Source organism: Nonomuraea sp. NPDC003804 (assembly GCF_040610675.1).
In the GTDB taxonomy this organism is placed as follows: Bacteria; Actinomycetota; Actinomycetes; order Streptosporangiales; family Streptosporangiaceae; genus Nonomuraea.
The window spans coordinates 291,032-310,155 of the sequence record NZ_JBEXMT010000004.1; the positions used below are offsets into that span (position 1 = coordinate 291,032).

Genomic DNA, 19,124 nt, shown 5'->3' on the forward strand with positions numbered 1-19,124 from the left:
GGAAAAATGCAATTTGGGGGAGTATGCACAACTCCACCGTGCCCAGCGCGGAACGACGACCCGCGCCGCACGGACGGGATCACCCCCAAGCGAGCGTGGTCCTAGCGGAGGCCCAGCTCGTAGCGAATCAGGTGCTTGTCGGCCGGGAGCACCGAGACGGCCACGCGCACCGGCGTGTCGGCGCTGTCGTAGCCGACCCTGATGTAGACGACGACCGGGGTCCCCAGCTCCAGCTGGAGGCGCTCGGCCTCCTCCTGGTTCGGCATCCGCGCCATGATGTCGTCGACCACCCGCACCTGCTTGTGGCCGAGCTCCTCGAGCACCCTGTTGGCCCCGCGGGCGATGTCTCCCGGCCTGGCGATCTCGGAGTCCTGCACCAGCGTCCGCGGGAAGTAGGAGTCGTTGGTGTTGTACGGCTGGCCGTCGACGAAGCGCAGCCGGCGCCTGACGACCGCCAGGTCGCGGTCGCCCAGCTGCAGCCGGCTGGCGATCTCCTCGACCGGGCTCACGATCTGCACCTCGATCGTCTGGCTCGGCTCGCGGCCCTCCTGGGAGACGGCGTAGGCGAAGGCCTCGCGCACCTCACCGCGCGGCTGCGCGGCGAGCTCCCGCTGCGGATACATCAGCAACGGCCGGCGGTCGCGGACGATCGTGCCGCGCCGGGGCGCGCGCGTGACGAGGCCCTCGTTCACCAGCTCGCCGAGGGCCAGCCTGACGGTGTTGCGGCTTACGCCGTACTGATCCTGAAGGTGGGCTTCTGTGGGCAATTGCGCCCCGGGGCCGAGGTCGCCGGAGTAGATGGCCCTTCGCAGATCCGAAGCCACCTGCTGATACAGCGACGACCGAGCCACTTTCACCCCTTTTGTTCCAACAATTTAGACGATCTGGTTCTATCTAGCTACAACCCCTTGACCGGACGGCATTGACAGCCGCATCATCCATTCGTTGGTACAAATCCATCGAAAGGTCGGGCGAGGGGGTGACGGCCGGTGCTGCCGGTCCGCGCGGGTACGCCGTACCTGCCCTGGCACGACCCCCGCGAGGCAACACGTTTACTGCGTTACGCGTTGCACCGCCAGGGGTTCACCCACACCTACCAGAGCAATGGGAATGGCATGTCCGTGCTGTCCGTACTGACCGAGTTGACCGTGTGGTGCAGGGACGGCTCGTTCGAATGGCACGAGGAGGGATCGACCGTCACGCACCCCATCGACGACCCGGTAGGCGCGGCACTCCGCATCGCCGAGCACTACCGGCACCCCACGACGGACGGTCACTCCCCCACCGGCTCCGTGCGCGAGCACTCGGCGTAGGACCCCATCCCTCGCCGGGGTCCTGGGTCGACGCGCACGGTACGGAGGCGCGTCCTGGCGGGTCCCCCACGCCCGCCAGGGCGCGCTCTCTTGGTAAGAGCACGCTCTCGTCGTCAGGCGGGGTCCGCCTCCCGCCACGCCGCCCACGCGGTCGGCGTCCCCTCAGGCGGTCCACTCGATCAGCGGCCCGTCCGCGAACAGCGCCCGCACCCGCTGTCCCCGCCGCGGCTCTTGCTCGCCCCGCCAGGTCCCGTACAGCACGCACCGCGGCGCCTCGGCCAGCCGCACGCGCACGACCGTGAAGGGCGCCGCGGCCCGCCAGTGGCTCACGATCCAGCTCTCCACCAGCCCCTCGGGCGCCACGGCCGCCCACGACCACCCCTCGGTACGGCACGCCGCGCAGAACGCCCTGGCCGGGAACCTGGCCAGGCCGCACGAGGAGCAGCGCTGCACCGCCAGAACGCCCTTGGCCACCAGGTCCCACCACTCGGCCGAGTCCCTGTCCACGCTCATCCCTTCCGCAGGACCAGTGCCGACGTGGCGGCCAGGATGTGCCCCGGCTGGGCGGTCGACAGCGCCACCTCGGCGCCCGGCACCTGCCGCTCCCCCGCCTCGCCGCGCAGCTGGGAGACGGCCTCGGCGACGTGGTTGAGCCCGTGGACGTACCCCTCGGACAGGAAACCGCCGTGGGTGTTGACCGGCGGCCCCTCCCCCGAGGCCGCGAAGGGCCCGCCCTCTCCCTTGGCGCAGAAGCCGTAGTCCTCCAGCTGGACGATCACCGAGTAGGTGAAGCAGTCGTAGAGCTCGGCCACGTCGATGTCGGCGGGGCCGACGCCGGCCATGCCGTACAGGCGGGGGGCGAGGGCGGCGGCGGCGGTCACGGTCGGCTCGCCGGGCGCCAGGAAGGAGTCGCCGCCGCCCCAGGCCGCGCCCGAGATCAGCACGGGCGGCCTGCGCAGGTCGCGGGCGCGTTCGGCGGTGGTGACGACCACCGCGCAGGCGCCGTCGGTCTCCAGGCAGCAGTCGAGCAGCCGCAGCGGCTCGGCGATCGGGCGGCTGCCCAGGTAGTCGTCGAGGGTGATGGGGGTGCGCATCAGCGCGCGCGGGTTGGCCGCCGCGTAGGAGCGCTGCCGGACCGCCACCTGCCCGAAGTGCTCGGGCAGGGTGCCGTATTTCAGCATGTGGGTCCTGGCGTACATGGCGAACTGCTGGACCGGGGCGCCGTAGCCGTACGGGGCCAGGTACTGGGTCTCGGGGCTCGGGTTCGGCGCGGTCCCCATGCGGAACTCCGACCTGGCGTTGATCGCGCGGTAGCACACCACCGTCTCGGCCAGTCCCGCCGCGACGGCGAGGGCCGCCTGCCCGACGACCGCGTGCGAGACGCTGCCGCCGCCGAAGTGGTCGAGGTACCAGGTGGGCGCGGCGATCCCGAGCGCGGGGCCGACCACGGAGGGCGCGGCCGAGTCGCCCACCCGGTGGGTGGCCAGGCCGTCCACGTCGTCGGCGGTGAGGCCCGCGTCCTCGAGCGCGGCCAGTACGGCCCGGCACGCCAGGGTCAGCGTGCTGACGCCCGAGTCCTTGGAGAACGGCGTGTAGCCGACGCCCGCGACGGCCGCGGCGTCCCTGAAATCAAGCAAGCGCTTGGCCACACAACCGACGCTATGCCGGGCCGGAAACGGCTGTCAACGCGTTGACAGCCTTCCGGGGAGACGCCTACCGTCCAAGCAAGCGCTTGGTAAGATAGAGTGGTGGACGAGGAGGCGCCCATGAGCACACACGCTGCCCGGCTGATCGCGCCGGACGGCTGTGACGGCAGGCCGCATGTCGCGCCGTACCAGCCCGGCACCGCCAACGGCACCCGCGAGCACCCCGCCGACCACGGAGCCGACCACGGAGCCGACCACCCTGCCGGCAACGCCGCCAAGCACTTCAGGTCGGTCCTGAGCAGGTTCGCCACGGGCGTCGTGGCCATCACCGCCCTGGACCCCGACAGCGGCGCGCCGAGCGGCCTGGCGGCCAACTCCTTCACCTCCGTCTCGCTCGACCCGCCGCTCGTGGCCTTCTGCGTCGCGCACACCAGCACCAGCTGGCCCCGGCTCAGGGCGGCCGAAACGCTGACCGTCAACGTGCTGGCCGAGCACCAGCAGCAGGTCTGCGCGCAGCTCGCGGCCAGGGGCGGCGACAAGTTCGCGGGCCTGGCCTGGAGCCGTTCCCCCGGCGGCAACCCGTTACTCGAGGGCGCGCTGGCCTGGCTCGAGTGCTCGATCGAGGCCGAGCACCCCGCGGGCGACCACGTGATCGTCGTGGCGCGGGTGCACCAGCTCGACGCCCACGCCGACGGCGGGCCGCTGCTCTTCTTCCGCGGCGGCTACGGGCGATTCGCCTCATGACGCTCAGGCACGAGATCAGGGACTGGCTGGAGTCGGCGCTGTCGGGCGAGTTCGCGCACGCCCGCGGGCTGGGCGGCCCCGGCCGCGAGCACGAGGGCCACGACGTACGGCACGCGTGGGAGCGCCACCTCGGCAGGGCGGGCTGGACGTGCCTGGCCTGGCCGAAGGAGTACGGGGGCCGCGACGCCTCCCTCGAAGACCAGATCGCCTTCCACGAGGAGTACGCGAAGGCGGACGCCCCCGCCCGGGTCGGCCACATCGGCGAGGGGCTGATCGGTCCCACGATCCTCGACTTCGGGACGCGGGAGCAGAAGGACCGCTTCCTCCCGCCCATCCGGCGCGGCGACGAGCTGTGGTGCCAGGGCTACTCCGAACCCGAGGCCGGCTCCGATCTGGCCAACGTCCAGACCAGGGCCGTGCTCGACGGCGACGCGTGGGTCGTCACGGGGCAGAAGGTGTGGACGTCGCTGGCCCACGTGGCCGACTGGTGTTTCGTGCTGTGCCGTACCGAGGAGGGCTCCCAGCGGCACCGGGGCCTGTCCTACCTGCTGGTGCCGATGCGGCAGGCCGGCGTGGAGGTGCGCCCGATCCGGCAGCTCACCGGCACCGCCGAGTTCAACGAGGTGTTCTTCGACGGCGCGAGGACCGCGAAGGACAACATCCTCGGCGCGCCGGGCGAGGGCTGGAAGGTGGCGATGGCGACGCTCGGCCACGAGCGCGGCGCCTCCACGCTCGGCCAGCAGATCGGTTTCCAGCGCGAGCTGGCCAAGGTCGTCGCGGCCGCGCGGCGGACGGGCGCGCTCGACGACCCGCTGATCAGGGACGAGCTGGCACGGTCGTGGCTGGAGCTGCGGATCATGCGGTTCAACGCGCTGCGGCCCGGCGCCGAGCCCTCCGTCGCCAAGCTCTACTGGTCGCAGTGGCACCAGCGGCTGGGCGAGCTGGCCCAGGCGGTGCTGGGCAAGGAGGGGCTGGTGGGCGAGCTCGGCGACCTGCAACGGCTCTACCTGTTCAGCCGCGCCGACACCATCTACGCGGGATCGAGCGAGATCCAGCGCACCATCATCGCCGAACGCACCCTGGGGCTGCCCAAGTGAAGTCACACGGCCTGCTCGAAGGAAAGGTCACGCTGGTCACCGCCGCCGCGGGCACCGGCATCGGCTACGCGACCGCCCGGCGGTGCGCCGAGGAGGGCGCGACCGTGGTCGTCTCCGACCGGCACGAGCGGCGGCTGCGGGAGGCGGCCGAGGCGCTGGGCGCGCTGACCGGGGTCGAGCCGCTGGCCGTACCGTGCGACGTCACCTCGGAGGACCAGGTGCGCGCGCTGGTCGAGGCGACGGTGACCGCGCACGGGCGGCTCGACGTGCTGGTCAACAACGCGGGCCTGGGCGGCACCGCGGAGCTGGCCGAGATGACCGACGAGCAGTGGCACGCGGTGCTCGACGTGACGCTGACCGGCACGATGCGCTGCACGCGCGCGGCGCTGCGGCACATGATCCCGCGCGGCGCGGGCGTGGTGGTCAACAACGCCTCGGTGGTGGGCTGGCGGGCGCAGCGCGGGCAGTCGCACTACGCCGCGGCCAAGGCCGGAGTGATGGCGCTGACCAGGTGCGCCGCCGTCGAGGCCGCCGAGCACGGGATCAGGGTCAACGCCGTCGCGCCCTCGCTGGCCATGCACCCGTTCCTGTCCAAGGTCACCACCGAGCAGGTGCTGGCCGAGCTGGCGGAGCGAGAGGCGTTCGGCAGGGCGGCGGAGCCGTGGGAGGTGGCCAACGTGATCGTCTTCCTGGCCAGCGAGTACTCCGGCTACATGACGGGAGAGGTCGTCTCGGTCTCGAGCCAGCGCGCCTGATATCTTGTCAGGCATGTTATGGTGAGTTCATGAATATGACGGAGCCCATGTTCCTGGCTCTGACGGCACTTCTCGACGAGCCGCGCCACGGCTACGGCATCGTCCAGGAAGTGGAGCGCCTGTCCGAGGGCAAGGTGCAGCTGAAGATCGGCACGCTGTACGGCGTGCTCGACCGGCTCGCCGCCGAGGACCTGGTCGAGCTCGACCACGAGGAGGTGCAGTCGGGGCGGCTGCGCCGCTACTACCGCCTCACCGACGCCGGCGAGGGCGCGCTCCAGACAGAGGTCGCCAGGCTGTCCGGCACCCTCCAGGCCGCCACCGCACGGCTCGACGCCCGCAGGCGCGCCTTCACCCCCCGACCGTCGGCCGCCGGAGGTCTCGCATGACCCTGCTGGAGCAGCGCTACCGCTTCGTGCTCAGGATGCTGCCCGCCTCCTACCGGGCCGAGCGCGCGGAGGAGATGGTCGACGCCTATCTCGACAGCGCCGGCGAGGTCCCGGACGAGGACAACCCGCGGCCGAGCTGGCGCGAGGTCGCCTCCGTGGCCGCGCTGGCGGTCAGGACCAGGGCCGGCGGGCTGGGCGCCGCTCCCCGCTACCGGGCGATGGGCGACGCGGTCCGGCTGGTCGCCCTGCTCGGCCTGGGCTTCCACGCCGTGCTGGGCTGGTACGGCCTCGTCGGCACGCTGTTCTCCCTCGGTGTCGTCGGCTCCCTCCCCTCCGAGTTCGTGATCACCGATCCGGCCGGGCAGGCGTGGCAGCTCGTGTCCGCGGCGACGGATCTCGTCGGGATCGCGGCCTTCGCCACGCTCGCGCTCGGCCGGGTGCGGGCGGCGAGGATCCTCACCTACGTCGGCCTGCTGTTCCTCGGGGTCACGCTCGCGCAGGAGCTGTTCGTCTGGGAGCGGCCGGCCGTCGACGAGCTGTCCTACCTGCTGGTGACGGCGGTCCCCGCCGTGGCGCTCCTGCTCGGCCAGCACCGGGACGCGCCGGTGCGCCGCTCGTCGCTGCTCGCGGTCCTGCCGCTGGGACTGGTCGTCCTGTACGTCGCCGCCGGATTCGGTATCACCCGGGACCTGGCCTTCTACACCGGCGCCGGTCTGGACTGGATGGCCGGGTGGATCGACCCGCACGGCCTGAGCGCGGTCGCGACCGTGGTGGCGGGCGTGGTCTGCCTCGCCCGGAAGGCCCCGCCGGCCTGGAGCCTGGCCCTGGCCGTCGTCGCGGCGCTGCTGGGCGTCCTGCGGGCGCCTGTCCGCTACGACGTCGAGGGCGTCTTCACGCAGCCCCTGGTGGCCACCTGGGCCGGTCAGGCCGCGGGGCTGCTGCTGCTGGCCGCCGCGCTCGCCGTCGTCAGCGTGCGGGCGCTGCCGCGCGCGACCTAGCCTGGAGGGGCGCGCGGGACTACGGTGAACTATGGCGACACAGAGCCGCGCGTCACACCTCCTCGAGGTGCTGACCACCGAGTTCGGCCCCTCCATCGAGCGTGACCCCGCCGCGTTCCTGCGCAAGTTCAGGAAGATGGCGGGGTCGGCGTTCGCCTTCTACCGCGGCAGCGCGGCCGTCTTCTACGCCGACATGACCGGCGACTTCGCCGACGACTCCTACCTCGACGGGCCCACCCGCCGGGTCTGGATCCACGGCGACCTGCACGCCGAGAACTTCGGCACCTACATGAACGCCTCCGGTGCCCTCGTCTTCAACGTCAACGACTTCGACGAGGCCTACGTCGGGCCCTACACCTGGGACCTGAAGCGCTTCGCGGCCAGCGTCGCCCTCATCGCGTACGGCAAGGCCCTGTCCGACGAGGCGATCTCCCGCCTGGTGAGCGACTTCGGCACCGCCTACCTGACCGAGCTGACCGCCATCGCCAAGGGCGGCGACGACGCGATCGGCTCGCTGACGCTGGGCACCACCACGGGCGTGCTCCACCGGGTGCTGCAGTCGGCGCGGCTGCACACGCGCGTGGCCCTGCTCGACGTCGAGACCGTGGTCGACGACTACGACCGGCGCTTCGCGCTCATCGACGGACGCGAGCCGGTCTCGGAAGGGACCAGGGCGGCGGTGGTGGCCGCCTTCGACGACTACCTCACCACGCTGCCCGGCCTCGCCGGCCCCGTGGAGCACGTCATCAAGGACGTGGCGCTGCGCAAGGGCGTCGGCATCGGCTCGGCGGGGCTGCCGTCCTACAACCTCCTGCTGGAGGGCCGCACCCAGGCGCTGGAGAACGACGTCATCCTCTACATGAAGCAGGCCCAGGTGCCCGCCGTGGCCAGGCACATCCACGACGAGAAGGTCGCCGCCTACTTCAGGCACCAGGGGCACAGGACCGCCGAGTCGCAGCGCGCCCTGCAGGCCTACGCCGATCCGTGGCTCGGCTACACCACGCTCGACGGGATCGGGCAGCTGGTGGCGGAGGTCTCGCCGTACTCGGCCGACCTCGACTGGGACGACGTCAACGAGCCCGGCGAACTGCGCTCGATCGTGCGCGATCTCGGGCGGGCGGTGGCCAGGATGCACTCGGTCGCCGACGACGAGTCCGCGCACGACCTGGTCGACTTCTCCACCGAGGAGGCGATCGTGTCGGCCATCGACGGTGACACGACCGGGTTCGTCGGGATGCTGGTGGACTTCGCCCACGCCTACGGCGCGCAGGCCCGCCAGGACCACCAGACGTTCGTCGACCTGTTCAGGAACGGCCGCATCCCCGGCCTGTGACCACCCTGAAAACCGACCGGTCGGTATGGCATGCTTCCCCACCATGACGCTGTTCTCGGTGGAAGGCAAGAAGGTCGTCGTCACGGGCGGCTCCAGGGGCATCGGGCGGATGATCGCGGCGGGGTTCGTCGCGGCCGGAGCCACGGTCTACATCTCCGCGCGCAAGACGGCCGAGGTCGCCAAGGCCGCCGACGAGCTGGGCTGCGTGGCCGTGCCGGCCGACCTGTCGACGCCCGAGGGCGTCGACAGGCTGGCCGAGGCGGTCGAGGGGCCGCTGCACGTGCTGGTCAACAACGCGGGGGCGACCTGGGGCGCCCCGCTGGAGGAGTATCCCGAGCACGCCTTCGACAAGCTCTGGGGCATCAACGTGAAGGGCGTCTTCTTCCTCACGCAGCGCTTCCTCCCCCAGTTGCGCGCGGCGGCGGACGCCGACGACCCGGCCCGGGTGATCAACATCGGCTCCGTCGACGGCCTCAGGGTTCCGGCGATGGAGAACTACGCCTACTCCGCGGCGAAGGCGGGAGTCCACATGCTGACCAGGCACCTGGCCAGGCAGCTCGCCCCCCAGCACATCACGGTCAACGCGATCGCCCCCGGCCCGTTCGACTCCAGGATGATGGCCTTCGCCCTCGACGATCCCGCCACCCGGGCGCTGGTCGCCGCCGGGGTGCCGCTGGGCCGGATCGGCCGCCCCGACGACATGGCCGGGGCGGCGATCTTCCTGTCCTCGCGGGCGGGCGCCTACCTGACGGGCGCGGTGATCCCGGTGGACGGGGGCATCACCGCCTGAGGCTCAGAGGCGGGCGAACCAGTCGAGCGGGAAGGGCGGCTGCGCGAGCGGGGCGACGGCCAGGCGCATCAGCGTGAGCGGGTTGTCGTCACCCGCGATGCGGTTGGCGTCGAGCTCGCCGCAGAAGGTGCAGCGGTGGATGATCTGCCACTCGCCGCCCTGGCGGACGTGGATGGCGATGGGCGCCATCCCCGCCGCGCAGTCGGCGGCGCGGTCGCCGGGGGTCCTGTCGACGTGGCGGGACCACAGGCAGGTCGGGCAGTGGTTGCGGTGACGGGTGCCGGGCGCGTCCATGGGAACGTCGAGCCGGCAGTTGACGCAGCGGAACGAACTCTTACGAGGCAACGGAGTAGCACTTTCGAGGCGTTGCGGACGGGACACCTGTGCCGCCGTCACGCCAGGCGGGATCAGCCCCGCGGGCCGCTCCGGCCAGGGGATGAGTCCGCTCGAGGGCGCGCGACGGCGACCTCGGTGGCCGCGGGCATCAACATTCCCCCTCGCGTCGCTCGTGTTCGTGCTCGTCGTGCGCAGTCAACCAACCCGCCGCCGCACCGCGCAACGGGTTTTCCGCCCCTCAGAGCAGCTCGGTGAGCGCCTGGGCGAGCCGGTCGGCCGCGCCGTCCATGTGGCTCAGATAGAGGTAGGGCTCGGTGAGCTCCAGCTCCATCAGGGCGGGGCTGCCGTCCGGGAGCCTGATCAGGTCGACCCTGGCGTAGAGCAGGTCGCCCGGCACCGCCGCGAGCACCTTCTCGGCCAGCTCGACCAGGTCGGGGGCCGGCGTACGCAGGTCGGCGCGGCCGTTGTCGGCGAGGGTCTGCCCGCCGGCGAGCATCGCGTTGCGCCGGACGGCGTGGCTGAAGGTCCTGTTGAAATAGAGCAGCGACGTCTCGCCCTCGGCCTCGACCATGTCGAGGTACGGCTGGACCATCGGGGTACGGCCCGCGTCCGTCAGCGCCTGCGCGTGCGCCCTCGCCACCGCCCTGTCGGTGGTCCTGATCGTGTCGCGCGCTCCCGCCGAGACCGCCGGCTTGACGACGTACTCGGGCCAGTCCGGCAGGTCGTCGGCCGACCAGTGCGTCGGCACGGCCGGCAGGCCCAGCTCGCGCAGGTACGTCTTGTCGGTGTTGGCGTCGAGGATCGGCGCCGGGTTGAGCAGCCGGGTCACGCCGGCGGTCGCCTTCGCCCACGCCAGGAACTCCGGGCGCCTGTCGACGTAGTCCCATACGGAACGGACCACGGCGGCGTCGAACACGCTCCAGTCGACACCGGGATCGTCCCACCGGACCGCCCTGCCCTCGATGCCTGCCGCGCGCCAGGCGGCCAGCACCGGATCACGCTCGTCGTCGCGGGACTCAGCGCTATCACATGTCACATATGCACAGATCGTCACCCGACGGATGTTACGCAACAGGCGCGAGCCGGGTCGTCGCCGACCCGGCTCGCACGCTGATGAGGCCGACTAGTCGACCCAGAACCTGACGCCGACGCCGCTGCGGTTGGTGGCGGTGATGGCGTTGCCGTTGATGTTGTTGACGTTGGTCGCGCCACGGGTGCCGAAGTTGCCCGCGAACACGTTGCCGAAGTTGTTGCCCGACTGGACGGCCCCGTGGTTGTGGCTGCTGTTGCGGATGTAGGTGTCGGCGCTGGCGGGGGCGCTCATGAGGGTGGCGCCCGCGGCGGCGACGACGATTCCGGTGACGCAGAGCTTCTTGAGCATGTCGGCTACCTTCCAGGTCAGGTTGTTGTGGAACGTTCCATCCGTGGGGGAGGACGTGGTGGCTAGTAGAAGATGTACGTCACCACGATGCTGCCGTTGGAGGCCGTGTTCGCGATGCCGTTGATGTTGTTGACGTTCGTGGACCGACCGGCGCCGACGTTGGCGGCCCGCACGTTCCCGAAGGTGTTGCCCGACAGCCAGGCGTCGCTGTTGTGGCTCCAGTTGCTCGTCCACGTGTCGGCGTGTGCGGGGGGCGCCAGCAGCGTGGCGCCCGCGGCCGCTGCCACGAGGGCACCGGTTGCGCACAGCTTCTTGATCACTTCAGCTCCTTCGCCAGTTGGGGTCGCGGACGGCGGCACGCATGGGCCCGTAGCGCGCGGCCGTCCCGTTGACTCCGCTTGACCGGGTGGGTCAAAGCCAAAGCGATCATATAGCTGAGTGCAGTTGATGGGTAGCTCTTAGTAATCAGAAGATTGTTCTGCTCACGAGCCGTAGACCGGCTCGGGTTCGGGCGCCTCGGCCAGCAGGGCGTCGACCGCCTGGCCCACCTCGGCGGGATCCCACCGGCCGCCCTTCTCGGCCGCGGGCCCGTGCCGCCAGCCGGTGGCCAGTCCGATCCGCCCGCCCTCCACCTCGAAGACCCGGCCGGTCACGTGGCCGGAGGCGACCGAGCCGAGCCAGGCCACCAGAGGGGCCACGTTGGCCGGGTCCATGGGATCGAATCCGTGCTCCGGCCTGGCCATCGTGGCCGTGAACACCTCCTCGGTCATCCTGGTCCTGGCGGCGGGCGCGATGGCGTTGACCGTCACCCCGTAGCGGGCCAGTTCCGCCGCCGCGACCTGGGTGAGGGTGGCGATGCCGCCCTTGGCCGCCGCGTAGTTGCCCTGCCCGACGCTGCCGAGCAGGCCCGCCCCCGACGAGGTGTGCACGACGCGGGCCGCGACCCGATCGCCGGCCTTCGACCGCTCCCGCCAGTGGGCGGCGGCGTGCCGTAACGGGAGGAAGTGGCCCTTGAGGTGGACCCTGATCACCTCGTCCCACTCGTGCTCGGTCATCGAGACGAGCATCCGGTCGCGCAGGAAGCCCGCGTTGCTGACCAGCACGTCCAGCCTGCCGAAGGCGCTGACCGCCATCTTGATCAGCCTGGCCGCGCCGTCCCAGTCGGCCACGTCGTCACAGTTGGCCACGGCCTGGCCACCCAGGTCGCGGATCTCCTCGACCACCTCGAGGGCGGGGGCGCCCGACCTGCCGCCGCCGTCGCGCCCCGTGCCGAGGTCGTTGACGACGACCTTGGCACCCTGCCGGGCGAACTCCAGCGCGTGCGCCCTGCCGATGCCGCGCCCGGCACCCGTCACGATCACGACCCGGCCTTCACAGATCCTCGCCACGCGACCTCCTTGGGTTATCGGGAGATTTCATCAGATGCCAGCCACTTCCAGGCAGGGGTCTCGCCGCCCCCGTGCACGAGAACCTGCGCCCCCGTGACGTAACGGGCACCCGCCAGCCAGAGGCACACCTCGCCGACGTCGTCCGGCTCGGCCATCCGCCCGGCCGGGATGGTCGCACTGAGGACCTCGATCCTGTCCCTGTAGTGCTCGCCGGCGTTCTCGGTCCTGGCCAGGCCGACCACGACCGTGTTCACCCTGACCTCGGGGGCCCACTCGGCAGCCAGGCAGGCGGCCAGATGGTGCAGGCCCGCCTTGGCCGCGCCGTACGCGGAGGTTCCAGGGGACGGGCGGGTGCCGCTCGTGCTGCCGATCATGATCACCGCGCCGGCCGTGGCGGCGAGCAGCGGGTGCGCCCGCTGGGACACCAGGAGCGGCGCGGTCAGGTTGAGCTCGATGACGCGGGCGTGCAGGCGGGGCGAGGTGCCGGCGACCATCGCGTACGGCGCGCCGCCGGCGTTGTTGACCACCACGTCCAGCCGGTCGAGCCCGTCGAACAGCCGTTCCAGGTCCTCGGGGTCGCGCACGTCCGCCCGGACGAACCGGACACCGGCTCCGTCGACGGGTTCGTCCGGCGGGGTCCTGGCGCAGACGACCACCTCGGCGCCCGCCGACCGGAAGGCGCGGGCGATCCCCCGCCCGAGCCCCTTGGTGCCGCCCGTCACCAGGACCACCTTGCCGGTGTAGTCGTAGGAGATCACGGATGCTACGGTACCAAGCAAGCGTTAGGTAACAACAGGAGCGTCATGGGAATCACGCTGCGGGCGGGGCCGATCGCCGAGGTGGTCGTCGACGTCCCCCCGGTCAACGCGCTGCGGGTGCGGGACTGGCACGACCTGGCGCGGGCCGTCCACGCCGCGGGGCAGGACCCCGGGACCAGGGTCGTGGTGCTGAGAGCCGAGGGCCGCGGATTCAACGCGGGCGTGGACATCAAGGAGATGCAGCGGAGCGCGGGCCACTCCGCGCTCGTCGGCGCCAACAGGGGCTGCTACGAGGCGTTCGCCGCCGTGTACGACTGCGCGGTGCCGGTGGTCGCCGCGGTGCACGGCTTCTGCCTCGGCGGCGGCGTCGGCCTGGCCGGCAACGCCGACATCGTGGTCGCCAGCGACGACGCCTACTTCGGCCTGCCCGAGGTCGACAGGGGCGCGCTCGGCGCGGCCACCCACCTGGCGCGGCTGGTGCCGCAGCACCTCGTGCGCGCCATGGTCTACACGTGCAGGAACGTCACCGCGCAGGAGCTGCACGCCTTCGGCTCCGTGCTGCGGGTGACGGCCCGCGACAAGCTGGTCGAGGTCGCCATGGAGGTGGCGGACGTGATCGCCGACAAGGATCCCTACGTCATCCGGCGCGCCAAGGAGTCGCTCAACGGCATCGACCCGATGGACGTCAAGCACAGCTACCGCTTCGAGCAGGGCCTCACCTTCGAGCTGAACCTGATGGGGGCGGGCGACGAGCACAGGGAGAGGTTCCTGCGGTGACCAAGGTGATGACGGCCGACGAGGTCGCGGCCAGGATCGAGAGCGGCATGACGGTCGGCGTGGGCGGATGGGGCTCGCGCCGCAAGCCGATGGCGCTGGTCGGCGCCCTGCTCAGAGCGCCCGCCACCGACCTGACGATCATCTCGTACGGCGGCGCCGACGTCGGCATGCTGTGCGCCGCCGGCAAGGTGCGCAAGGTCGTGGCCCCCTTCGTGACGCTCGACACCATCCCCCTCGAACCGCACTTCAGGACCGCCCGCCAGCAGGGCGCGATCGAGTTCACCGAGTACGACGAGGGCATGTTCATGTTCGGCCTGCTCGCCGCCGCGCACCGGCTGCCTTTCCTGCCGACCAGGGCGGGGCTCGGCTCCGACGTCATGCGCGTCAACCCCGAGCTGCGGACCGTGCGCTCGCCGTACACGGAGGAGGACCTGGTCGCGGCGCCCGCGCTGACCATGGACGTGGCGCTGGTGCACCTCAACAGGGCCGACAGGCGCGGCAACGCGCAGTATCTCGGCCCCGACCCCTACTTCGACGACCTCTACGCCAAGGCCGCCACGAGCTGCTACGTCTCCTGCGAGCGGCTCGTCGACAGCGCCGACCTGCTGAAGGAGGGGCCGGTGCAGTCGCTGCTGATCAGCAGGTCGTTCGTGACCGGCGTGGTGGAGGCCCCCGGCGGCGCAGGCTTCACCTCGTGCGAGCCCGACTACGGCAGGGACGAGGCAGAGCAGCGCCGTTACGCGACGACCCCGTGGCAGGAGTATCACCATGAGCAGGGCTGATGTGTGCGTGGTCGCCTGCGCCGAGGCGTTCAGGGGCGACGGCGAGATCGTGGCTGCCGGGATCGGCGGGCCGATCACGATGCTGGCCGCGCGCCTGGCCAGGATGACGTTCGAGCCCGACCTGATCACGACCGACGGCGTGTGCCTGCTGACCGGCGACGCGCCCGGCGTGGTGGAGGGCTGGCTGCCCGTGCGCGACCACCTGTGGCTGGCGCTGAACGGCAGGCGGCACGTGTTCCTCGGCGCCTCGCAGATCGACAGGCACGGCAACACCAACATCTCCTGCATCGGCCCGTGGGAGCGGCCGAAGGCCCAGCTCCTGGGCGTGCGGGGGGCGCCCGGCAACACCGTCTGCTGCCCCACCAGCTACTGGATCCCCCGGCACGGCCCGCGGGTGTTCGTCGAGAAGGTCGACATGATCTCCGGCGTGGGCGGCCCGATGGTCCGCAGAGTGGTGACGAACCTGGCGGTGCTCGACCTGGGCGCCCCCGACGGGTCGATGCGGCTGGTCTCGGTCCATCCGGGCGTCAGCGTGGCCGAGGTGGTGGCGGCGACGGGCTTCGAGCTGGCCGTTCCGCCCGACGTGCCGACGACCCGCCTGCCGACCGACGAGGAGCGCCGCATCCTGGAGACGCTCGACCCCGGCGGCCTGCGCGGCGAGTCGCTGTGAGAACCGCACTCACCGACCTGGTCGGCTGCCGGTACCCAATCGTGCAGACCGGCATGGGCTACGTGGCGGGCGCCCGGCTGGCCGCGGCCACCTCGGCGGCGGGCGGCCTCGGCGTCATCGCCGCCTCCACCATGTCCCTGGACCAGATGACGACCGCGATCCGCGAGGTGAAGAAGCGCACCGACGCGCCCTTCGGCGTCAACATCCGCTCCGACGCCGCCGACGCGGACGAACGGGTCGAGGTCATGATCCGCGAGGGTGTCAGGGTCGCCTCCTTCGCCCTCGCCCCGCGCCGGGAGCTGATCGCCAGGCTGAAGGAGGCGGGCGTCGTCACCGTCCCGTCCGTCGGCGCGCGCCGCCACGCCGAGAAGGTCGCCGCGTGGGGGGTGGACGCCGTGATCGTCCAGGGTGGCGAGGGCGGCGGGCACACCGGGCCGATCCCCACCACCCTGCTCCTGCCCCAGGTCGTCGACTCCGTCGACATCCCCGTCGTCGCCGCGGGCGGCTTCTTCGACGGCCGCGGCCTGGTGGCGGCCATGGCGTACGGCGCGGCGGGCATCGCCATGGGCACCCGCTTCCTGCTCACCTCCGATTCCCCGGTACCCGACCAGGTGAAGCGGCTCTACCTGGAGGCCACCGACACGCTCGTGACCCGCAAGGTCGACGGGGTGCCGCACCGGGTGCTCGCCACGCCGTTCGTCGCCTCGCTCGAACGCGCCCGCCTGCTGCGCGCGGTCGTCAACGCCGCCCGCTTCAAGCGGCTGTCGGCGCTGTCCTGGGCGCACCTGCTGGCCGAGGGCCGCGGGATGCGGAAGGGCAGGGACCTGACCTGGTCCCAGGTGCTGCAGGCGGCCAACACCCCGATGCTGTTGCGGGCGGCCATGGTCGACGGCCGTACCGATCTCGGCGTCATGGCGGCGGGGCAGGTGGTCGGCGTGCTCGACGACCTGCCCTCGTGCGAGGAGCTGATCGGGCGGATCATGGCCGAGGCGGACGAGACGCTGCGGCGGCTCACGCCGCGCTGAGCCGGCACGGGCGCACGCCGTCCGGTGCCGGGGGCGGGCTCACACCACGGTGAGCTCGCACGGGCGCACGCCGTCCGGTTGCGGGCTCACACCACGGTGAGGCCGCGTGCGGCGAGGATCGCGTTGGCCTGCGCCTGGTTGATGATCGCCCCGGACAGGGCGCGCAGCTTGGCGTCGTCGGGCTGGCCGAGGTCGGCGCCGCGCAGGTCGGCCTTGGCGAAGACGGTCTGGAGCACCCTCGTGCCGACCAGGCGGCAGTCGCTGAGGACGGCCTCGGTGAAGTCGCACCCCGACAGGTCGGCGTCGTCGAACCTGATGCCGTCGAGCCGCTGACCGCGCAGGGAGCAGCCGCCCAGGTTGGCCATGGTCAGGTTCGAGCGGGCGAGGGTGAACCCGGTGCCCCTCGACCCGGTGAGCGACGCGCCGATCATCCGGCAGCCGGTGAAGGCGGCGTCGGTGAGCAGCGCGCCGCCGAAGTGCGCCGAGGACAGGTCGACGTCGGTGAAGACGGCGTCGAGCAGGTCGGCGTCGGCGAACCTGGTCCGCAGCCCTCCCCCACCGGTGAACACCGCGCCGTCGAGGTCGGCCTTGCGGAAGTCGGTCTGCTCCAGCACGCACGACTCGAACCTGGCCCCGGCCAGCGACGCGCCCCAGAAGTCGGTCGCGGTGAGGTCGCAGTCACGGAAGACGTGCGGCTCGTCCGCGGGGAGGCGGTCGGTCATCGAGAGGTGGGAGAAGTCCTCGCCGTCGAAGTCCACGACGTCAGAGGGTACCGGTGATCACCTCCGCGGCGGCCTGGCCGCAGACCCTGGCCGAGCCGTACGTCGCGATGTGGACCGCGCCGAGGTCGGCGCGTTCGGGCAGGCCCATCTCCACCACCACCGCGTCGGCGCGGGCGGTGAGCAGGTGGCTGATCGCCTCGGCCTGCCACGGGTGGCGGTGGGCGTCGCGGGCGACGATCACCAGCGGGCGGTCCGTGGCGGCCCTGATCAGGTTCTCGAGGACGGCGGCGCGCGACTCCTCGGCGGTGAGCCTGGTGACGGTGGTGCCGGGCAGGAGCTTGCTCAGCGGCTCGCCCACACCCCACGGCGTGCCCTTGTCGATGGCCAGGTTCATCTCCGGGGAGAACTCGACGACCTGGGGCGCGACGGTCAGCGGCAGGACGCGCGCGGCCGTCCTGCGGGTGACCCTGACGGCGCGGCGGGCGGCGATGAGGCCGATCTCGCCCTCGACCGCGCGCCCTTCCTCGGCCCCGCCGCGGGCGCGCTGCGCCGCCCTGGTCGCGGCCGACCACGCGCCGAGGCCTGTGACCCTGCGCGCGGCCTCGGCGAGGCGCTCCTCGGGCAGCCTGCCCTCCAGGACGGCGTGGGCGATCGCGTCGCGCACCTCGACGGCTGTCGCCTCGTCCGACCGTTCCCCGCCGACGCAGATGGCGTCGGCGCCCGCGGCGATCGCCATGGCCGACGCGCCGCCGACGCCGTACGCGCCGGAGACGGCCGCCATCTCGATCCCGTCGGTGATGACCACGCCGTCGAAGCCGAGCTCCTCGCGCAGGAGAGCGGTCAGCACGTGGGGGCTGAGCGTGGCGGGCCGCTGATCGTCGTAGCGGGGGACGAGCAGGTGGCCCGTCATGATCGCCCGCACGCCCTCGTCGATGGCGGCGCGGAAGGGCGACAGGTGCTCCTCGATCTCTCCGGCCACGACCGGCACACTGTAATGGGAGTCGACGGCGGTGTCGCCGTGGCCGGGGAAGTGCTTGGCACAGGCGGCCACGCCGGTGGCCTGCAGCCCTCTGACGAAGGCCCGGGTGTGCCTGGCCACCAGTTCGGGGTCGGCGCCGAAGGCGCGCAGGCCGATGACGGGGTTGCCGGGGTTGGAGTTCACGTCGGCCGAGGGGGCGAAGTCGATCGTGATCCCCGCCGTGGCGAGGTCACGCCCGAGGTCGCGGGCGAGTTCCTCGGTGAGCGCGACGTCGTCGACCACGCCGAGCGCGTAGCTGCCCGGCCGGCTGCTCCCCTGGGCGGCCTCGAGCCTGGTCACCTCGCCGGACTCCTCGTCCACGCCCACCAGCGCCGCGGGGTTCTCGGCGTGCAGCGCCGAGGTCAGCGCCGCCACCTGGGCGGGTTCGGCGATGTTGCGGGAGAAGAGCACGACCCCGGCCAGGCCGCCGGACAGCCGGCGGCGGAGCCAGTCGGGGGGCGTCGTCCCCACGAATCCGGGCAGGATGACGGAGTCGGCAAGGCGAAGCAAGTCGCGGCCAGGGTTGGGCATGACTCGAAATCTAATAGGAAAGTTTCCTATTTTCTAGACTCATTTTCGGACGTCAGCGCGTCCGGCTCCGCGACCCTCCGTGACGAACCCGGCAAGTGTACGGACCACTTCCGTCCGGCGGGATCCGCCCCCCGTCGAACGCGGCAACCCTGCGGGGGTGCGTGCGCGCAGGCCTCACGCCGCGACGGTCTCCTTGCGGCGCTGCCACAGGCCGTCGGCCGCGAGCGCTCCCCCGCCGGTGAACGCCAGCGCGAGGCAGGCCGCGCCGAGGACGAGCGGGAGCTCGATGCCGCCCTTGTCGGCGAAGAAGCCGTTGGACAGATGGACGAAGACGATCGCGCCGACCATGTCGAGGGCCAGCAGGGCGCCCACCACCGGCAGCGCGGCGCCGGCGATGAGCGCGACGCCGCCCGCCACCTCCAGCAGGGCCACGGCCGGGGCGGCCAGGGACGGCAGCGGGACACCGGCCTGCTCGAACATGGCGCTGACGCCCGAGATGCCGATGGAGGTGAACTTCGCCCAGCCGTGCAGCAGGAAGGTGACCCCGATGGCCAGCCTGGCGAGGAGCAGCGTGATTGATCGGGCCATGGTGGATGCCTCCGTCATTGTTGTTCGGATTTGAACAACCCCATCCTAGGCAGTCGTTCAAATCCGAACAACTCATAGACTGGCGA

Annotated in this window: 24 protein-coding genes; 12 read left to right on the plus strand and 12 right to left on the minus strand. The window is 71.9% G+C overall.

Annotated features, from left to right (window positions below; all coding sequences use genetic code 11):
• Positions 1-101 precede the first annotated feature (101 nt).
• A complete protein-coding gene (locus tag ABZX22_RS07520; RefSeq protein ID WP_354906759.1) occupies positions 102-824 on the minus strand; it encodes a GntR family transcriptional regulator in 723 nt (240 codons plus the stop codon).
• A gap of 291 nt (positions 825-1,115) precedes the next feature.
• Here ABZX22_RS07520 and ABZX22_RS07525 point away from each other — a divergent pair, with 291 nt between their 5' ends.
• Positions 1,116-1,313, plus strand: a complete 198-nt coding sequence (locus tag ABZX22_RS07525) for a hypothetical protein (RefSeq protein ID WP_354906760.1) — start codon at positions 1,116-1,118, stop codon at positions 1,311-1,313.
• 162 nt (positions 1,314-1,475) lie between these two features.
• On the opposite strand, the gene ABZX22_RS07530 is transcribed toward ABZX22_RS07525, so the two are convergent.
• Positions 1,476-1,826, minus strand: a complete 351-nt coding sequence (locus ABZX22_RS07530) for a zinc ribbon domain-containing protein (RefSeq protein WP_354906761.1) — start codon at positions 1,824-1,826, stop codon at positions 1,476-1,478.
• Positions 1,823-2,962: an acetyl-CoA acetyltransferase gene (locus ABZX22_RS07535; protein ID WP_354906762.1), complete on the minus strand. Its 1,140-nt coding sequence runs from the start codon at positions 2,960-2,962 to the stop codon at positions 1,823-1,825. The genes ABZX22_RS07530 and ABZX22_RS07535 overlap by 4 nt, the downstream gene beginning before the upstream one ends.
• 117 nt (positions 2,963-3,079) lie before the next feature.
• Here ABZX22_RS07535 and ABZX22_RS07540 point away from each other — a divergent pair, with 117 nt between their 5' ends.
• Genes ABZX22_RS07540 through ABZX22_RS07570 form a run of 7 tightly spaced genes read left to right on the plus strand, consistent with a single transcriptional unit; the run spans position 3,080 to position 9,062 of the window.
• Positions 3,080-3,703 carry a flavin reductase family protein gene (locus tag ABZX22_RS07540; protein WP_354906763.1) on the plus strand — a complete coding sequence of 208 codons (624 nt, stop codon included), beginning with the start codon at positions 3,080-3,082 and terminating at the stop codon, positions 3,701-3,703.
• Positions 3,700-4,800 carry an acyl-CoA dehydrogenase family protein gene (locus ABZX22_RS07545; RefSeq protein ID WP_354906764.1) on the plus strand — a complete coding sequence of 367 codons (1,101 nt, stop codon included), beginning with the start codon at positions 3,700-3,702 and terminating at the stop codon, positions 4,798-4,800. Before ABZX22_RS07540 ends, ABZX22_RS07545 begins: the two co-directional genes overlap by 4 nt.
• The gene (locus ABZX22_RS07550; protein WP_354906765.1) at positions 4,797-5,555 is read left to right on the plus strand and encodes an SDR family oxidoreductase; all 759 of its coding nucleotides are present in this window, start codon (positions 4,797-4,799) and stop codon (positions 5,553-5,555) included. The genes ABZX22_RS07545 and ABZX22_RS07550 overlap by 4 nt, the downstream gene beginning before the upstream one ends.
• Positions 5,556-5,584: 29 nt before the next feature.
• Positions 5,585-5,941, plus strand: a complete 357-nt coding sequence (locus tag ABZX22_RS07555; RefSeq protein WP_354906766.1) for a PadR family transcriptional regulator — start codon at positions 5,585-5,587, stop codon at positions 5,939-5,941.
• A complete protein-coding gene (locus ABZX22_RS07560; protein ID WP_354906767.1) occupies positions 5,938-6,939 on the plus strand; it encodes a hypothetical protein in 1,002 nt (333 codons plus the stop codon). The genes ABZX22_RS07555 and ABZX22_RS07560 overlap by 4 nt, the downstream gene beginning before the upstream one ends.
• 31 nt (positions 6,940-6,970) lie before the next feature.
• On the plus strand, positions 6,971-8,272 hold the full coding sequence (locus ABZX22_RS07565; protein ID WP_354906768.1) for a DUF2252 domain-containing protein: 1,302 nt from the start codon (positions 6,971-6,973) through the stop codon (positions 8,270-8,272).
• Positions 8,273-8,315: 43 nt separating this feature from the next.
• The gene (locus ABZX22_RS07570) at positions 8,316-9,062 is read left to right on the plus strand and encodes an SDR family oxidoreductase (protein ID WP_354906769.1); all 747 of its coding nucleotides are present in this window, start codon (positions 8,316-8,318) and stop codon (positions 9,060-9,062) included.
• 3 nt (positions 9,063-9,065) lie between these two features.
• Here the strand turns inward: ABZX22_RS07570 and ABZX22_RS07575 are convergent, their stop codons facing one another.
• The 6 genes from ABZX22_RS07575 to ABZX22_RS07600 form a co-directional block, all read right to left on the minus strand.
• Positions 9,066-9,407, minus strand: coding sequence for an RNHCP domain-containing protein (locus tag ABZX22_RS07575; protein WP_354906770.1), 342 nt, complete (start codon positions 9,405-9,407; stop codon positions 9,066-9,068).
• A gap of 229 nt (positions 9,408-9,636) precedes the next feature.
• On the minus strand, positions 9,637-10,434 hold the full coding sequence (locus ABZX22_RS07580; RefSeq protein ID WP_354906771.1) for a hypothetical protein: 798 nt from the start codon (positions 10,432-10,434) through the stop codon (positions 9,637-9,639).
• Positions 10,435-10,521: 87 nt separating this feature from the next.
• On the minus strand, positions 10,522-10,779 hold the full coding sequence (locus ABZX22_RS07585) for a hypothetical protein (RefSeq protein ID WP_354906772.1): 258 nt from the start codon (positions 10,777-10,779) through the stop codon (positions 10,522-10,524).
• A gap of 62 nt (positions 10,780-10,841) precedes the next feature.
• Positions 10,842-11,099 (minus strand): hypothetical protein, encoded by a 258-nt coding sequence (locus ABZX22_RS07590; protein ID WP_354906773.1) that lies wholly within the window; start codon positions 11,097-11,099, stop codon positions 10,842-10,844.
• Positions 11,100-11,261: 162 nt separating this feature from the next.
• A complete protein-coding gene (locus tag ABZX22_RS07595; protein ID WP_354906774.1) occupies positions 11,262-12,167 on the minus strand; it encodes an SDR family oxidoreductase in 906 nt (301 codons plus the stop codon).
• 14 nt (positions 12,168-12,181) lie between these two features.
• Positions 12,182-12,925, minus strand: a complete 744-nt coding sequence (locus tag ABZX22_RS07600) for an SDR family oxidoreductase (protein ID WP_354906775.1) — start codon at positions 12,923-12,925, stop codon at positions 12,182-12,184.
• A gap of 45 nt (positions 12,926-12,970) precedes the next feature.
• Between ABZX22_RS07600 and ABZX22_RS07605 the strand changes: the two genes are divergently transcribed.
• The 4 genes from ABZX22_RS07605 to ABZX22_RS07620 are packed head-to-tail and all read left to right on the plus strand — an operon-like array spanning position 12,971 to position 16,179.
• Positions 12,971-13,702: an enoyl-CoA hydratase family protein gene (locus tag ABZX22_RS07605; protein WP_354906776.1), complete on the plus strand. Its 732-nt coding sequence runs from the start codon at positions 12,971-12,973 to the stop codon at positions 13,700-13,702.
• An 8-nt stretch (positions 13,703-13,710) separates the two neighbouring features.
• A complete protein-coding gene (locus tag ABZX22_RS07610; RefSeq protein ID WP_354906846.1) occupies positions 13,711-14,484 on the plus strand; it encodes a CoA-transferase in 774 nt (257 codons plus the stop codon).
• The gene (locus ABZX22_RS07615; protein WP_354906777.1) at positions 14,471-15,154 is read left to right on the plus strand and encodes a CoA-transferase; all 684 of its coding nucleotides are present in this window, start codon (positions 14,471-14,473) and stop codon (positions 15,152-15,154) included. Before ABZX22_RS07610 ends, ABZX22_RS07615 begins: the two co-directional genes overlap by 14 nt.
• The gene (locus ABZX22_RS07620; RefSeq protein WP_354906778.1) at positions 15,151-16,179 is read left to right on the plus strand and encodes a nitronate monooxygenase; all 1,029 of its coding nucleotides are present in this window, start codon (positions 15,151-15,153) and stop codon (positions 16,177-16,179) included. Before ABZX22_RS07615 ends, ABZX22_RS07620 begins: the two co-directional genes overlap by 4 nt.
• Before the next feature lie 86 nt (positions 16,180-16,265).
• Here ABZX22_RS07620 and ABZX22_RS07625 read toward each other — a convergent pair whose 3' ends face one another.
• The 3 genes from ABZX22_RS07625 to ABZX22_RS07635 form a co-directional block, all read right to left on the minus strand.
• Entirely contained in the window at positions 16,266-16,937 is a 672-nt protein-coding gene (locus ABZX22_RS07625; RefSeq protein WP_354906779.1) for a pentapeptide repeat-containing protein, read from the minus strand.
• A gap of 4 nt (positions 16,938-16,941) precedes the next feature.
• On the minus strand, positions 16,942-18,450 hold the full coding sequence (locus ABZX22_RS07630) for a glycoside hydrolase family 3 N-terminal domain-containing protein (RefSeq protein ID WP_354906780.1): 1,509 nt from the start codon (positions 18,448-18,450) through the stop codon (positions 16,942-16,944).
• 174 nt (positions 18,451-18,624) lie between these two features.
• Positions 18,625-19,038: a DoxX family protein gene (locus ABZX22_RS07635; RefSeq protein WP_354906781.1), complete on the minus strand. Its 414-nt coding sequence runs from the start codon at positions 19,036-19,038 to the stop codon at positions 18,625-18,627.
• Between the last annotated feature and the right edge of the window lie 86 nt (positions 19,039-19,124).